The sequence below is a fragment of the Amazonocrinis nigriterrae CENA67 genome (assembly GCF_016056305.1).
GTDB classification, from domain to species: domain Bacteria; phylum Cyanobacteriota; class Cyanobacteriia; order Cyanobacteriales; family Nostocaceae; genus Amazonocrinis; species Amazonocrinis nigriterrae.
In genome coordinates this window covers 129,805-144,600 of the sequence record NZ_JAECZC010000007.1, presented here as the reverse complement: position 1 = coordinate 144,600, position 14,796 = coordinate 129,805, and the positions used below count along the sequence as shown (strand labels likewise).

General features: G+C 40.1%; 12 protein-coding genes and 1 pseudogene. 6 read left to right on the top strand and 7 right to left on the bottom strand.

All coding sequences use genetic code 11. The features are described from left to right. Nucleotides 1–87: 87 nt before the first annotated feature. Nucleotides 88–1,074: an arsenosugar biosynthesis radical SAM (seleno)protein ArsS gene (gene arsS / locus I8748_RS05865; RefSeq protein ID WP_198123845.1), complete on the top strand. Its 987-nt coding sequence runs from the start codon at nt 88–90 to the stop codon at nt 1,072–1,074. A 426-nt stretch (nt 1,075–1,500) separates the two neighbouring features. Here the strand turns inward: arsS and I8748_RS05860 are convergent, their stop codons facing one another. After that, nucleotides 1,501–1,758, bottom strand: coding sequence for a hypothetical protein (locus tag I8748_RS05860; RefSeq protein WP_198123720.1), 258 nt, complete (start codon nt 1,756–1,758; stop codon nt 1,501–1,503). A gap of 298 nt (nt 1,759–2,056) precedes the next feature. On the opposite strand from I8748_RS05860, the gene I8748_RS05855 reads away from it, so the two are divergent. The 4 genes from I8748_RS05855 (at nt 2,057) to I8748_RS05845 (ending at nt 5,763) form a co-directional block, all read left to right on the top strand. After that, complete coding sequence (locus I8748_RS05855; RefSeq protein WP_198123719.1) at nt 2,057–4,288, top strand: FG-GAP-like repeat-containing protein; 2,232 nt, start codon at nt 2,057–2,059, stop codon at nt 4,286–4,288. A gap of 90 nt (nt 4,289–4,378) precedes the next feature. Beyond that, entirely contained in the window at nt 4,379–4,540 is a 162-nt protein-coding gene (locus I8748_RS34515; RefSeq protein WP_214662443.1) for a hypothetical protein, read from the top strand. A gap of 598 nt (nt 4,541–5,138) precedes the next feature. Beyond that, nucleotides 5,139–5,318 carry a hypothetical protein gene (locus tag I8748_RS05850; RefSeq protein ID WP_198123856.1) on the top strand — a complete coding sequence of 60 codons (180 nt, stop codon included), beginning with the start codon at nt 5,139–5,141 and terminating at the stop codon, nt 5,316–5,318. A gap of 145 nt (nt 5,319–5,463) precedes the next feature. Then, on the top strand, nt 5,464–5,763 hold the full coding sequence (locus I8748_RS05845) for a hypothetical protein (protein ID WP_198123718.1): 300 nt from the start codon (nt 5,464–5,466) through the stop codon (nt 5,761–5,763). A gap of 192 nt (nt 5,764–5,955) precedes the next feature. Here I8748_RS05845 and I8748_RS05840 read toward each other — a convergent pair whose 3' ends face one another. From I8748_RS05840 to I8748_RS05825, 5 genes and pseudogenes are all read right to left on the bottom strand, one after another. Next, the gene (locus I8748_RS05840) at nt 5,956–6,951 is read right to left on the bottom strand and encodes a carbohydrate kinase family protein (protein WP_198123717.1); all 996 of its coding nucleotides are present in this window, start codon (nt 6,949–6,951) and stop codon (nt 5,956–5,958) included. 17 nt (nt 6,952–6,968) lie between these two features. Further along, the gene (locus I8748_RS05835) at nt 6,969–8,285 is read right to left on the bottom strand and encodes a glycosyltransferase (protein ID WP_198123716.1); all 1,317 of its coding nucleotides are present in this window, start codon (nt 8,283–8,285) and stop codon (nt 6,969–6,971) included. Nucleotides 8,286–8,422: 137 nt separating this feature from the next. Next, nucleotides 8,423–10,630 carry an ATP-binding protein gene (locus tag I8748_RS05830; RefSeq protein ID WP_198123715.1) on the bottom strand — a complete coding sequence of 736 codons (2,208 nt, stop codon included), beginning with the start codon at nt 10,628–10,630 and terminating at the stop codon, nt 8,423–8,425. A gap of 483 nt (nt 10,631–11,113) precedes the next feature. Next, nucleotides 11,114–11,254 (bottom strand): annotated as a pseudogene (locus I8748_RS34955) (ISAs1 family transposase); the annotation flags it as partial. A 581-nt stretch (nt 11,255–11,835) separates the two neighbouring features. Further along, nucleotides 11,836–12,429, bottom strand: coding sequence for a MarC family protein (locus tag I8748_RS05825; RefSeq protein WP_198123714.1), 594 nt, complete (start codon nt 12,427–12,429; stop codon nt 11,836–11,838). Between the two features lie 365 nt (nt 12,430–12,794). Between I8748_RS05825 and I8748_RS05820 the strand changes: the two genes are divergently transcribed. Further along, nucleotides 12,795–13,610, top strand: a complete 816-nt coding sequence (locus I8748_RS05820) for a carbon-nitrogen hydrolase family protein (protein ID WP_198123713.1) — start codon at nt 12,795–12,797, stop codon at nt 13,608–13,610. A gap of 233 nt (nt 13,611–13,843) precedes the next feature. Here I8748_RS05820 and dhaL read toward each other — a convergent pair whose 3' ends face one another. Then, nucleotides 13,844–14,476: a dihydroxyacetone kinase subunit DhaL gene (gene dhaL / locus I8748_RS05815; protein ID WP_198123712.1), complete on the bottom strand. Its 633-nt coding sequence runs from the start codon at nt 14,474–14,476 to the stop codon at nt 13,844–13,846. Nucleotides 14,477–14,796: the final 320 nt, after the last annotated feature.

Genomic DNA, 14,796 nt, shown 5'->3' with positions numbered 1-14,796 from the left:
TTTATTTTCCATCGTCTATTTAAAACAATCAAGCATATTTTTATACTCTTGAAGGAGTAGTAACCGATGCAAACTCAATCAATAACTATGCTAAATACAGCAATTACACCATTTAAAACAAAACTAAATTCTCCTTTAACAAAAAAAGGAATCACTATTTTACAAATTAATTTAGGTAAGCGCTGTAACCTTGCTTGTACACACTGCCATGTTGAAGCTGGCCCAAAACGTACAGAAGAACTTTCTCCAGAAATTTGCGAACAGTTGATTGAGTTAATTCACAGATTTCCTGAAATAAAAATTGTGGATTTGACTGGTGGCGCACCAGAAATGAATTACGGATTTAAGCCATTAGTAGAAGCAGCAAAAGCAACGGATAAACAAGTAATTGTCCGGTCTAATTTAACTATTTATTTTGAAGATGGCTTTGGTGATTTACCAGAATACTTTGCCCAACATCAAGTTAGAGTTGTTGCTTCCATGCCTTGCTACCTCTCAGACAATGTTGATAAAATGCGCGGTACTGGGGTCTTTGATGGTTCAATTAAAGCTTTGCAATGGCTGAATCAACTTGGTTATGGCAAAGATCCAAGCTTAATTTTAGATTTGGTGTATAATCCTCAGTTGCCCACAAGTGAAAAATTTTCCTTAGCGCCTGAACAGTCTAACTTAGAAAGAGATTACAAAGTGTTCTTACAAGAACATTTTGGCATTAGCTTTAATAACCTGTTCACCATTACTAACCTACCAGTTGGTAGAACTAAAATGTATTTAGAACGTAAAAAACTGTATGCTAGTTATTTGCAATATTTAGAGTCGCATTTTAATTCTGGTACAGTTGAACATTTAATGTGTCGCGATCAACTTTCAATTGATTACATGGGTAATGTATATGATTGCGACTTTAACCAAATGATGAATTTGCCTGCACAAAGTTACAATGGTGAAACACTAACAGCTGCAAAATTTCTAGAAGCAGGGAGTTTGGATTTGATTAGTGAAGTACAAACAGCTGCTTATTGTTACGGTTGTACTGCTGGGTGTGGTTCTAGTTGTGGCGGCGCTTTGGTGTAAAGTTAATTGATTTTTAATTGACGGCGTGACAAGACATTATATGTCATCAAAAAACAATTTTGTAACAAAATCTGTTCAACTGATATTGCTAATCCTCATTTGGGTTTATGATCAGATTAGTTAAGTCTCCTCACACCACACCAAAAAGCCGTGAAATCCTCAAAATTTACACGGCTTTTATTTTGTGAATTCATGGTATTTTTGACCAAGCCCTTCGGTCTATTAATAGAGAACAAGCAACAGTGGTGAAAATGCTTTGGCAGCAGAAAAATAGTTGAATGACAATTCTCTTATCGTCTAACCTTCATTTTTGACAAAGGTGAAAAAATAGTGTATCGCCTGCCCCCAAGTCTGACTGACAATTCGGATTATCGTACCATACCTACTAAACTGTTTGTTTGACAAGTGCGATCGCTACCTATAAATTCAAAGTCTGACCTCACAAAATTGCGTTGCTCCCTTGTTTAAGTCCCAGCGAAACGGCACACCAGTCAGCCATTGACCGACCAACTCAGAACTTACGCACGGACTACGAGACTCAAGCAAGCGATCGCGCTTTTGAGTGGCTGGGCAAAAAATAAAGGGATGCCTGTAATCACAAGCACCCCAGTCAAGCAGCATACGAGTATTTATGTCGAGCAAAGGATGCAACCTTTGAACTAATGGATGCAATATTCCTAACATGCAACGCTTACAGCTTGGCAGATTTATCAGCCCAGAAATTTGATTTCCTGGCAATTTGATTCGCAACTGCAAGAGCTGATACAAAACCTAACTACATTAGCACTACATCACAGCCGTTACGTAATTTTCCTCAGAAAATTTTCTAAGCAATTTTACTGTGGAAAATTTTATTATTTACACCATAAGCTTGATGAGTCTTCCTCACAATTCACTGAAAGAATATTACCTCTGCAAACTATCTTGTTATCTAACCAAAAACAGCTGTGAGGAAGCCAAAACCCTATTAATGAAAACAACTATGAACTTATCTTTCTTAAGCGCCACTAACTATACAGTCGGTTCCGGCCCCTCTTCTGTTGTGGTGAAAGACTTAGATGGTGACGGAAAACTTGACTTGGCGGTAGTCAACTCTACTTCTAACAATGTCTCGGTGCTGTTGAACGATGGCAATGATGGCTTTGGCATTTCCAGTAACTTCTCAGTCGGAACTAATCCAGTTTTCATTACCTCAGCAGATATCAACGGTGACAACAAGCCTGACTTGCTGGTGGCGAACGCTACTGACAACAACGTTTCACTGCTATTGAACAATGGCAGTGGCAGCTTTGGCGCTGCTACCAACTTCACAGTCGGCACAAAACCCTCTGCGATCGCTGTCGGAGATATAGACGGTGACAACAAGCCTGACTTGCTGGTGGCGAACGCTACTGACAACAACGTTTCACTGCTATTGAACAATGGCAGTGGCAGCTTTGGCGCTGCTACCAACTTCACAGTTGGCACAAAACCCTCTGCGATCGCAGTCGGAGATATAGACGGCGATAACAAGCTTGACTTGGTGGTGGCAAACTATACTTCTACCAATGTCTCAGTACTGTTGAACAATGGCAGTGGCAGCTTTAAAGCTGCTACCAACTTCACAGTCGGCACAAGTCCTAATTCCGTCGTCTTAGAAGATATAGACGGTGATGACAAACTTGATTTAGTGGTGGGGAAGGATAATGCCAACAATGTCTCAGTGCTGTTGAATGATGGTAATGGCGGTTTTGGCACTGCTACCAACTTCACAGTCGAAACAAATTCAGCTTACGCGGCTGTGGGAGACTTCAACGGGGATGAAAAAATTGACTTGGTGGTAGCCAACGCTGATAGTGATCAAGTCTCGGTGCTACTTCATAATTCTGCCCCTACAGACTTGATATTTAGCGCTATCAGCGATGATAACGATGATGAAAAGGTCATCGGTATCTTTACTACCACAGACTCAGACAAAAACGACCAGCATACTTATAATTTAGTGGCTGGCACTGGCGATACTGATAATGACGCGTTCATCATCGAGGGAGATACCCTAAAACTGAAATCTGACGCGACTAAATCTACCTATAATATTCGCGTCAGCACTACTGACATTGGCGGACTTTCCACTGAGAAGGAATTGGCTATCAATCTTAACGAACTGGGATCTACCACCAACAATCAGATCACAACGATTTGCGAACTGACCAACACTACTGAAAATATCTTTTCCGTCAAAAGTAAAATTAAAGGCGGTAAAGCAAAACTGTCAATTAAGATTGCAGGCAATGCTTCTAAAATAGTCGATGAACTCGGTGTATTTATAGTAGACGATGCGGAAGGTAAGATTGATGGTATTGCCCCAGGTGCAGCAGGTTATGCAGAATTAGCACTCAAACGAGCAAAGGTAATTTGCTCAGCTATTGGCAATGCACCCAATGGTTTTAATCCAGCTGACCTAGCAAATTTATTAGAATTCGACTCAGGTGTACAGTTGAGATTCTACAGCATACGCAGCAGCACCACTTATGCTGTACTTTCAGGACAAACTTCCTTCTCTGAAGTCGTCTTTTCTTCTGCCACGAATGTCACAGTGGAAAGTTCGGAAACTGAAGGGTTTTCTCTGCGTTGGAAGGGTGTATCTAGTGGCGGTAGCGATTTAGTAGTCAAGATTAAAGAAACCAATGAAGAAATACCTCTGGGTATAGGACTTCAAGGAAAGCACCAAGGCGAACTCATCGATTTACGGGAAGTCACAACTAAGGTAAAAGCTGAGTTTATCGTCAACAGAGAAGCTACTTACGACAACCTTGTGGGCTTTTGTAAAATAGATGATGAGGATGGTGGCATTGATAGCGATAACGATGGTATTGTTGACTTGCGTCCAGGAGATGCAGGTTACATTAAAGCAATGGTTAGTTCCCGTGTTGAAGGCATTAATTTGAAGGTGAACAACCAAGGTAAAGCAAGTTTCAGCGGCATCTTTGAATCCAATTCGTTGTTTGCACCTTTTATTATTGTTAATTCTACTATAGAAGCAATTTTAAGTAGTAATTCTGATGATTTGACAGTTTTCAGCCCATTCTTAGGCGCTAACTCTGACAAAAACAATCATGTTCGCCTACTAGGCAATAACTGCTTTGGCTTTGAAGATGTGGCAAAAGGCAGCGATTGGGATTACAACGATTTAATTGTCCAAATTAAATTGACTGTCAACAGTGCAGATATCTGATATTGTTTCATTTTCAGGTTACTACAAATGAACAGTAAAAGCGTAAAGTAACAGGGGAGAAAGAAAAAGTTCTAGTAGTGCATCGCATTAATGATGAGAGGGAAAAGAACGAACCGCATAGACGCGTCAGCAGTGAGCCAGCGCGGTGAGGCAGTGCGTTGGGCGGAAGCCGCCAAGACTGCGACTGCCTCACCAAGTGGAGCATCTGGCGTGGTTCCCCCCATGAGTGACTGGCGATCTCAAGAGCGTTAGCGACGGAAAGCGTAGCGTCTCCCCTTGGGAGAAGGAGCGTCACCCGAAGGGCTTTCCGCAGGGTAGGACACAAAGAACGCAAAGTAATATCATGTCCGATTGATTAAAAGTCAATTGCGAGGGAAGCGTAAACGCGTACTGCTTCACAGAACCCGCAGGCTATCGGCTTCTCGTTCCCAGGGGAGAGGGTTCCTGCTTTCTGAGAGTAGCAATCCCAGAATCCTTGTGATTGCTACCCTACCCTTCGGGAACACCTTCGGTGAACGGTTTCTCCGAAGGAATACGCTCCACTTCGTTGCTCCCAAAATTGTGTCTACTTTCGTATTTACAATCCTATTCTTTACAGCAATTGATATTAATAACTAAGCTCAGGTGATTGTAATTTTAGTTGGAGAAACTCTGGTACTGGGTATTAGTTGCTATGGAGTTTTGGTCAGATTTAGCGATCGCATTTGTACATCTTGAGTCTGGTAAGCTACTCTAATTAGGTAGGATCTACGTACTATGACCCTGATTTATTCATCTCACAACTTCCTCACAATCTCCTGATAATTTAATTAATGTAATTTGTGCTTAACTCCTACAATGAGGTGGGGTTATGAAGACAAAAAAATTGTTTTATAGCTTAATTGGTCTATTCACTAGTAGTGCGATAGCTTCGCTCGCTGTGGGTATCGCTGGATTAGTAATTTTAAATCATGCACAAGCTCAGGTTTTAAACTCAGAACACGATTCTCATCACCCATCAAAAGAATATTCTCAATCAGCTCAAAAATAATCGCATTAAGTCATGCTTATTGACAAAGATTTAGGCGATCGCTTTGAGGTTTGGAAAGTGAATCAAATGATAAATGCTGATTTTTTCGTTGATTCTTGATTTCAGTAGTCACTAAGTATAGTTTAGATGCGTTCGCCCTGGTGTTTTGCGACATCATCAACGTCGTTGTACTGGTCGTAAAGTCGCCCCTTCATCACTTGTAATTCGAGGCACAGTCCAATTAGCTTCAGCCATTGCTACTGCACTTCATTGTTTTACATCTCAAGATTTGGCTCAGGTTTGTGTCCAAACTTGGCAACAATTACACTCTGATTTACGCCAACATCAACTTACTCGCTACGAACAAAAATACCAGGAACTGATGCTCAAAAACCTCAAGCAAAAAGCTCAGGCTCTTGGTTTAGAACTCATCCCTATTTCCCACCCCACCGAATGTGTTTCTTGAAAGTCTATGATTTGGTCTATGCGGTCAGTCACGACAGTGAAAAAAGTTATGTTTTTTTAAATTTTAAGGCATAACTAAAGGGTCGGCTTGTCTCCCCCGTCCGCCCTTACCGCTGCCTTGTCCCAGCCTGGATTACCAAAAGCGGACAACAACCAATAATCCGTTAACCGACAACGGGTGATTACGCCTTAACTAACTAATACTATCCCGCTTTAAATAATGGGTACTTAAGAAAACTTCGACTTCAATAAGTGTGGGTTGAGATGTAATTGCTCCTAATTTCATTGTCGTGAGTGTTCCTACAGCACTTGCATAAGTAACTATTTTTCTGATAATTTCTGGATCAGCCAAGCTATGAATGCCATACTTGAGAATCTGAGATATTATTCCCGCATTAAAAGCATCTCCAGCTCCTGTAGTATTTTGGACATCAACAGAAAAGGCCGGCAAATTACCTTCATATTCGCCTAAATAATAGCTGCAACCGCTTTCACCGGCGGTGACTAACACACCTTTAAGGTTACTGAAGAATTGAGCAATTACTTTAGGCTTAATAGTACCAAACAAAAATTTAGCTTCATCAACAGTTAACTTGAGGAAATTCACATATTTAATTAATTCCATAATTGTTTGGAAGGCTGTTTCTATGTTTATCCAAAACATTGGATTCCAGTTTATATCTACAAAAATTTTTTTGTCATAAAACTTGGCTAAACTAATAGCTTTGTAAACTGCTTCTCTACTCTTAGGATAAGCAAGTTCCAAAGTTCCTAAAACCAGCCAATCTACTTCTTGGAATAGAGAGATAGGTAATAATTCAGCACAGAGATAAGCATCAGCAAATTCTCCAGGTTCACGGCCACCAAATCCAACAAGCTTGGAGTTACCTGTTTTGTCCCGAACCAGATAGACAGTCCTTGTAGGCGCTGTATGATGACGCTGCACACCTGTGCAATCTACGCCAGAATCTTTGAGTAGATTTACCAACAGTTCCCCTAGTTCATCTTGAGCTATGCAACCAATGAAAGTAGTGGAAATACCTAATTTAGCTAAAGCACAGGCTGTATTGGCTGGCGCACCACCCGGAAAATCTTGCCAAGATGTAACCTTTTGCAATGATTCGCTTGGTTGTTCAGAAAAACGATCAATTAAAATTTCACCAATACAGATGACACGAGGTTTGTTCATATAATGACTCGATTGCATTAAGTTGTCAGTGTTAGCTCCACTTTTTGAGCTAGCAATTCATTGTAAAGGCTGTTCAACTGACCAACGGTTGTTGTTAGATTGAAGTATTTATGTACTCGGTTTGAAGCATTGATACTCAACTGTTTAGCCCAAACTTTATTTGCTAGAATCTGGTCGATGGCTTCAGCAAATAATTTAATATTCTGGGAAGGTATTAACAAACCAGTTTCCTCATGTACAACTGTGTACTTTAAGCCACCAACATCTGAAGCTATAACTGGGATACCGCAAGCCATTGCTTCTATAGCAACTAGACCAAACATTTCATAATGACTGGGTATTAGGCATACATCTGCACAAGCATAGTACAAGGGCAATATATGGTGGTCAACTCGACCAACAAATAAAGTTTTTTCGGAAAGTCCTACTTCTTGAACAGTTTGCTCAATTCGCTTACGTTCTAGTTCATCTATACGATCCGAGCAACTTCCCCCCACAATTACCAATCTTAAGTTCCCCGTCAATCTAGCTTGAGACTGAGCGCAGGCTCGAACCATTGTCTCTATACCTTTGCGAGGATCAAATCGTCCTACATATAGAACAATTTGTTCAGTTAGGTTTAACCCTAACTTAGTTCGAGCCTCTGACTGAAGTATGGGATGAAACCGATCAAGACTTGTTCCCAAAGGAATTAGCTTAATACATCCCTTTTGAGAAACTAGATTACGCAGGTCTTTTTTCTCTTGCAGACTGTTTACAACTACACAATCTGCTTGTTCAAGAATCTGCTGCTCAACTTTCAGTCGAGTTTCTGCAATTTCCGGTAGCTGAGTCAGGGTTTTGTACTTTAAAGCAGCTTCATACTTCACTGTACCTAAAGAGAGATAGGTATGAACTAGCTTAATGTCAGTAAGATTTTTTAATTTCAGACCAACCCAGGCAGAGAGCCAATAATTTGTATGAACTATCGGATAATATATGTTTTCTTGCTTGCGAAAAGCCTCAAATGCTGAGACAAATTCAGGCATATAATCAAAAATCTGATCCCTAGGAATAAACTTCTCTGGCCCAGCAACTAAACGGATAGTTCGGCAGTAAGGAGAATTTTGAACTATCATCGGGTCTTCTTTTTTGATCTTGCGGGTAAATATATCCACCCACCAACCGAAAGTCGGCAGCATTTCACCCAACTGGCGAACATAAACATTTTGACCACCTGCCTCTTCCACACCAGTTTCTGTAGAAGGATCACCATGATCAGAAATTATTGCAATTCTTTGTTTATCCACAAGTGATTTGCTAACAATTTCTTTTTGATTAATAGAATTATCCATTATGAACCCAAATTATTTTTATAACGCACTTAAAAAACTTGTAGTCAGATATATTTTATATATTATCAAATTTGATTATGAATTATAAAGTTACTCAAAGTATGTACCTTCGGAAAAATCAATAAAATTCTGGAATCCTATACTATGGTAGTAAGAAAATATTTAACCTCTTCTGCTTCTCTTATCATACCAAGCTGATTAAAACCATCAAGTGCTTGTTCTGCCCATTTACAAGCTTCTTTGAAATTGCCTTTTGCTTTGTCTAAACGTGCATAAGAAATTTGATAACAAAAAATTCGCCTTTTGAAACTATTTCTTTCAGCCATCTCTAAACCTGTCTGCAAAAGTTCTTCAGCATAGCTAAGTTCACCTTTGATTATTGCAATATCAGCTAACCAATTTTGTGCATAATTATTATAACGCTGCCAGTCAATTCCTCTTGCTTGAAGACTAACTTGTTTGAACATAATTTTTGCTCTATCATAATTTTTTTCATAGAATAAAATTTCTGCTCTACTATATAAAACTGTCGTCAATCGTCGAATCTGATAACGCTCTTCCATATCAGCAAGGTGAATTATTTCCTCTTGCCTGTCTAACCAAATGCGTGCCTCACTATATTCTTCTTGGACGATATATAATTGTGCAATATTATGAGCTATAAAATCTTGGTCAATCAAATTTACGTGATGTCGAAGCTCCCAGGAACGCATTAATAAATCACTTGCTATTTTCAAATTTTTACGTGAATAAAACCGTATGTATGACCAACTCACATTAGTTGCTATCTTTACAAAACTTACCCAGTCACCACGTAATTTGGCCTCTTCGATTAACCATTCCATCCAACGAATTCGCTCGCGCCAATAATCATAAATATAAGCAGGCTCATAGAGATATTGCCAGAAGTTTGTGACATTTTTGTAATCCTTTTTGGCGGCACACCATTCGATCACGTTCATCAGATTTCCCCATTCTTCTTTTAGCTGAAAATATCCATCTTTTGTAGGGCCCCAATCAACGCCAACAGTTTTCTTTGCAAAGTTTAAATACCACTCTACCCAACGTTCTCGTGCTTCTTTTTCCCAATTTGGATAAGCAGCAAGTTCTGCTAGGATGTAATAACGTGTCAGAGAGAGTATACTGTAACGACCATCCCTTTGGCTTACTAGAGAAATTTGTTGTAGATGCTCTAGATAATCATTGACTTTAAAGAAAGGTTCAGTTTGTAGCCCCGCAATTGCTGCAAGAGCATCACGAACAGGAGCATCTTGAAAAATTGCTAATGCCATCAAAATTTTATGAGTGGGTTTTTCTCGTAAGCTTTTGGCATCTTTGGTAAATAGAAAATGGGCAACATCTCCCTCAGCAGACTGTAAATCATTTAATACTGTTTCAAAAGTCCTGCTATCTGCTAACCGACCAATTGCATAAACAATGACTATAGGAATGCCGTTCGTACCTTTATATAGCTTTATTTGTTCGTCTTCTGTGAGACAAATCCCTTTGTCTCCTTTTGCCTTTAGTTCCTGCTGAATCAACTGTAAACCCTTAGCCTCTGGGAGCGAAGTTAATCGAATATGAACGTAGATAGACTTTTGTTCACGCGTAGTAATTATAGATTTAACAGTGGGAGGTAAATCAACTAGAAAACTTAGCACACTTTCTTTGTCATCTATTGTTTCCAAGTTGTCTACAATTAGTAGCGTTCGCTGTTTGGCAAGACTTTTATGTACAGAGTTAAGTTGCTCCTGGAGAGCAACTTCAGTAATAATAGTGTCGTCTTTTAAGGTGTTGGCAATTGCCCGGAAAATGTTGCTTAAATTACGCTGTTGCTGAGATGTCGGCAAGATTCCTATAGGAAGAAGTCTTTCCAACTTTGCTGAAGTAAAAATGATGGCATCAAATGTAGGTGTGTCCGGTAGGTTATTCTGGCTAGCTTTGAGGCACTGGTAAGCGACTTCCATTGCTAAAGCAGTTTTACCAACGCCCCCAATGCCATCGACTGTAATGATAGGAGCTGCGTGGTCAAAAGAAAGCAACTCTAATAACCTCTTCTTCTCCGTCTCACGGCCAACAAAAGTACTATAGGTTGGTTTTGGAAGATTATGAGGAATATCTCGCTCCTTGAGAATGATGTCTTGCCACTCAAATCCTAACTGCTCACAAATGTCAACGAAGTAAGAATAATCAATGCGATCACCACGAAGAAATTTTCTCACAGTATCTCTACTACATCCGACAGCATCCGCCAGAGCCTTTTGATTTCCATAGCCTTTCGGTTTTAAAGCTAATTTGACTGTTGTGAGGTATGCAGTAGCAACCTGAAGTGAGCGTTGCGACATAGATCGCTATACTTATGAGCAACAAAAATTATTTTGCATCAAAAACCGGGATTTTCATAGTACTTTAACAAAGTCAGTCAAAGTCTGGCATAAGTTCTGCATAAGTTCTAATTTTTAGCCTCTTGTCTACTTCTGTTTCTAGGCAACCTATTGTCCAGAATGGAATTATAGATTTGAGCAAGACATTATGCGGAAACTTAACAGATGTACTTCATTGAATGGGACTAGAAAGGCAAAAAAGACATCGGAATATAAAGTTACAAATCATTCTTTCATTTCGTGGGAACTTTTACAGCGCATAGTAGTTGTACTGACGCTGTTAAAAATAGTTATTGAACTAGTATCTATCTTTCCACAGCCTAATTTGAATATAAACTTAGATCATAAATTCCCAGATCTGCCTCCTATTAACCGCATATTCACCGCAGAAAAGTTTATTTTTAGCAGGAAAAAATTTTAGTTGTTAAAACTGAGAAGCTTATATGCATCTTGCTGAGCGATTAACTTCACAATATTTTTTTGACAGCCGATTGCATCTATTATCACAATACATCCAGACAGTTCTAGCACCTTTAAGAACTCTGGGATTGCTGTAATTTCAGTTGATAATTTGCTAATAATAGCTCATTGGTGAGCGCTGATTATCAATCACTGTTTGAGTAAGGATTATGAGTTGTACAGCGAGTTATCCCTCTTTTGTCACTCTCGGAAAACAATAATCGAAGCGAGATTCTGGAACTTTGATTTAGTCGATATTTGAGCCTTTCTTTTCTAACAGTAACTGAAGTTTGTAGCTAAAAACTGAAAATTAAAGCTCCGAAAGGCTTACAGCGATGAGCTTCTCCCAAAGTGACAAAAGAGGAATTAACTGTATTTTTCTCAGCCATTACCTATTACCTATTACCAGGCAAACCGACTATATCGTAAGTAATTAGCCGAACTTAATATTAATTAACGACAAAATAATTACGGCTATTTTCAGAGTCGAAAACCGAAGAACTAACTAATTCATTTACTTTGGTTTAGACCATTTGTAAAATTAAGATGACTGCTTGTGTTTCTAGAAATATCTTTGGTTGTGTTTGATCATCAAAGGGACGATTATAAATACTTGTTTCTAGATAAACCCTGGTCATATTACAATAATGCACTATGTTATGTGACGTTGCGTTAGGCTTGACGCCGTAACGCACCCCACAGTAAATTTATTTGAAAAACAATTCTCGAATGCCGTTACTGCCAATTTCCACTGCTAGCGCTGCTAAGATAAAACCCAATAGCTGAGTGATAATCACCTCGCCTTCTGCACCAATCCAATTTTGGATATAATTTGCCAAACGTAAAATTAACCAAGAGACAAACATCGCCCCTACAATACCCAGCACCACACCAAGATGGGGATTTTGCGATTTTGACATTAATAACATTACCGTTGTCAGCGTACCCGGCCCTGCAAGCAACGGCAAAGCCAACGGCGTAATTGCCACATCGCGTCCTTCTTCAATAATTGGCGTATCTAGTTGTCCCCGCAGCATTTGCAAAGAAATTAGCAGCAACAACAATCCTCCAGCTATCCGCAAAGATGCCATACTGATTTCTAAATAATTTAAAATTAGTTGACCGGCAAAAGCAAATAGCAGCAGCACTGCGATCGCTACGATAATAGCCTTATCTATGACTTTGTTTCTTTCCTCTGGCGTCATGCCTTTAGTCAAAACCAAAATTATGGGTATATTACCTACAGCATCCGCTAGCACAAATACCGCAATAAAGGTTTGGATGAGAATGGAGGTATCCACAACACAAACAGGTGAGTAAATTTATTAAGGTTTCATAACAACCTAACCAGACTCTTGGTAACTTTTCCACAACCCGTAGGAAGATTGAGTAGGGAATTGGGTATGGGGTATGGGGAGATGAGGAAGATGAGGAAGATGAGGGAGATGGGGTGATAGGGAAGAATAACAACTGACAACTGACAACTGACAACTAACTCAGCAACGCCAGATACTTCAACGGGGGGAACCCCCGCAACGCACTGGCTCCACCCTGCGGGAAGCCGCAGAAGCGTCTACAGCACTCAGCACTCAGGACTGCACCCAGCACTCTTTTGGGTATATTTGAAAATCTATCTTGCAAAAATCCACAGTTTTTTGTTGAATCTATGAAGTCTTATTTAGCAGCCGCTATTCAAATGACCAGTGTGCCCAACCTACATAAAAATTTGGCACAGGCAGAAGAATTAATTGATCTTGCTGTACGTCAAGGTGCTGAATTGGTCGGTTTGCCGGAAAACTTTTCTTTTATGGGAGAAGAAAAAGATAAACTGAGTCAAGCAGAAGCGATCGCCAGTGAAACTCAAACATTTCTCAAAAAAATGGCTCAACGCTTCCAAATTACTATCTTGGGCGGGAGCTTTCCAGTTCCAGTAGAAAATACAGGTAAAGTCTATAACACTACAGTACTCATCAACCCCAACGGTGAAGAACTCGCCCGCTACTATAAAGTCCACCTGTTTGATGTCAATGTTCCTGACGGCAATACATATCGAGAATCTAGTACTGTTGTGGCTGGTAAGCAATTACCCCCGGTGCATTTTTCGGAAAATCACGGGAATATAGGACTTTCTATTTGTTATGATGTCCGCTTCCCCGAACTGTACCGCCATCTCTCAGACAAAGGAGCCGATATCATCTTTGTACCTGCTGCGTTCACGGCTTTTACTGGTAAAGACCACTGGCAACTATTGTTACAAGCAAGAGCCATTGAAAATACTGCCTATGTAATTGCTCCTGCTCAAACCGGCAACAACTACGGTCGCCGTCTCACCCACGGACACGCCGTCATTATTGACCCTTGGGGAGTAATTTTAGCTGATGCTGGTGAAAAACCGGGAATTGCGATCGCAGAAATCAACCCTTCGCGCTTAGAACAAGTTCGTCGTCAAATGCCCTCTCTGCAACACAGAGTATTTAGTTGAGTTAGGAGTTGGGAGTTGGGAGTTAGGAGTTAGGAGTTAGGAGTTAGGAGTTAGGAGTTAGGAGTTAGGAGTTAGGAGTTAGGAGTTAGGAGTTAGGAGTTAGGAGTTAGGAGTTAGGAGTTAGGAGTTAGGAGTTAGGAGTTAGGAGTTAGGAGTCAGTTGTCATTTGTCATTTGCTCCCAATTACCAATTCCCAATTACCAATTCCCAATTCCCAATTCCCAATTCCCGCACTATCCCTTTTCCAAAGTTTCCAATAAACTCTTCAACATTAAATAAGACGAAGTAGCGCCTGGGTCTTGGTGTCCTACACTCCGTTCCCCTAGGTAACTAGCTCGTCCTTTCTTTGCCAACATTGGGGTAGTATCCTGCAACCCCTTTTTTGCTGCTGCTACAGCCTGTTGCATAGCTGCCAACGTATCCATATTTTCAGCTAAGGCTTGTCCAAAAGCCACCACAGCAGGAGACAGCACATCTACCATTGTTTTGTCTCCTAATTTAGCTCTACCACGTTGCAGCACACCATCTAAACCTGCTTGCAACAATTCCCCCAATTCCTGTGCATTCAGTTCGTGCTTACCAGTCGCTACTGTACTGGCTCTAAGAAATAGAGTGCCATACAAAGGCCCACTAGCACCGCCAACACTGGTAATTAGCGTCATGCTTACAGTTTTCAAAATACTACCAATATCTTGATCTGCAACAGTAGTTAATTGACTGATTACCTTTTTGAAACCACGATCCATATTAATGCCGTGGTCAGCATCACCAATCGCTGCATCTAATTCTGTTAAATATTCTTTATTTTGCTCTATTTCCGTTGCAAATGCCTGTAACCATTGCAAAACCTGCTTTTTGTTTACCATTTTTAATTTTTATCAAGCTAGCTTTTCCGTAATTATTCATAAAAAATCTCACGGGAGCTTGGAACGAGCGTGGCTTTAGCCAAGGGAGGAAAAGCGACTCGGCAGACTTTAGTCTGCTGTGTCCCTGTATTGATTAAATCAGATTTTCGCTGTACAATATCAACTATAGCGAAAATAAATTATGTACCTGACGCAAAAGAACCAAATCAGAGAACTGAATAAGACTGAATTTGTTGCTTTGCGCGAGTTGTGCCGACTGAGCAAGAACCTGTATAACGTAGGTTTGTACACAGTGCGGCAATACTTTTTTCAGGAGCGTA

Excerpts from the sequence above, each read along its gene's own strand:
- arsS (WP_198123845.1), top strand. The coding sequence starts at position 88 with ATGCTAAATACAGCAATTACACCATTTAAAACAAAACTAAATTCTCCT.
- I8748_RS05860 (WP_198123720.1), bottom strand. The coding sequence starts at position 1,758 with ATGTTAGGAATATTGCATCCATTAGTTCAAAGGTTGCATCCTTTGCTC.
- I8748_RS05855 (WP_198123719.1), top strand. The coding sequence starts at position 2,057 with ATGAACTTATCTTTCTTAAGCGCCACTAACTATACAGTCGGTTCCGGC.
- I8748_RS34515 (WP_214662443.1), top strand. The coding sequence starts at position 4,379 with ATGATGAGAGGGAAAAGAACGAACCGCATAGACGCGTCAGCAGTGAGC.
- I8748_RS05850 (WP_198123856.1), top strand. The coding sequence starts at position 5,139 with ATGAAGACAAAAAAATTGTTTTATAGCTTAATTGGTCTATTCACTAGT.
- I8748_RS05840 (WP_198123717.1), bottom strand. The coding sequence starts at position 6,951 with ATGAACAAACCTCGTGTCATCTGTATTGGTGAAATTTTAATTGATCGT.
- I8748_RS05835 (WP_198123716.1), bottom strand. The coding sequence starts at position 8,285 with ATGGATAATTCTATTAATCAAAAAGAAATTGTTAGCAAATCACTTGTG.
- I8748_RS05830 (WP_198123715.1), bottom strand. The coding sequence starts at position 10,630 with ATGTCGCAACGCTCACTTCAGGTTGCTACTGCATACCTCACAACAGTC.
- I8748_RS05820 (WP_198123713.1), top strand. The coding sequence starts at position 12,795 with ATGAAGTCTTATTTAGCAGCCGCTATTCAAATGACCAGTGTGCCCAAC.
- dhaL (WP_198123712.1), bottom strand. The coding sequence starts at position 14,476 with ATGGTAAACAAAAAGCAGGTTTTGCAATGGTTACAGGCATTTGCAACG.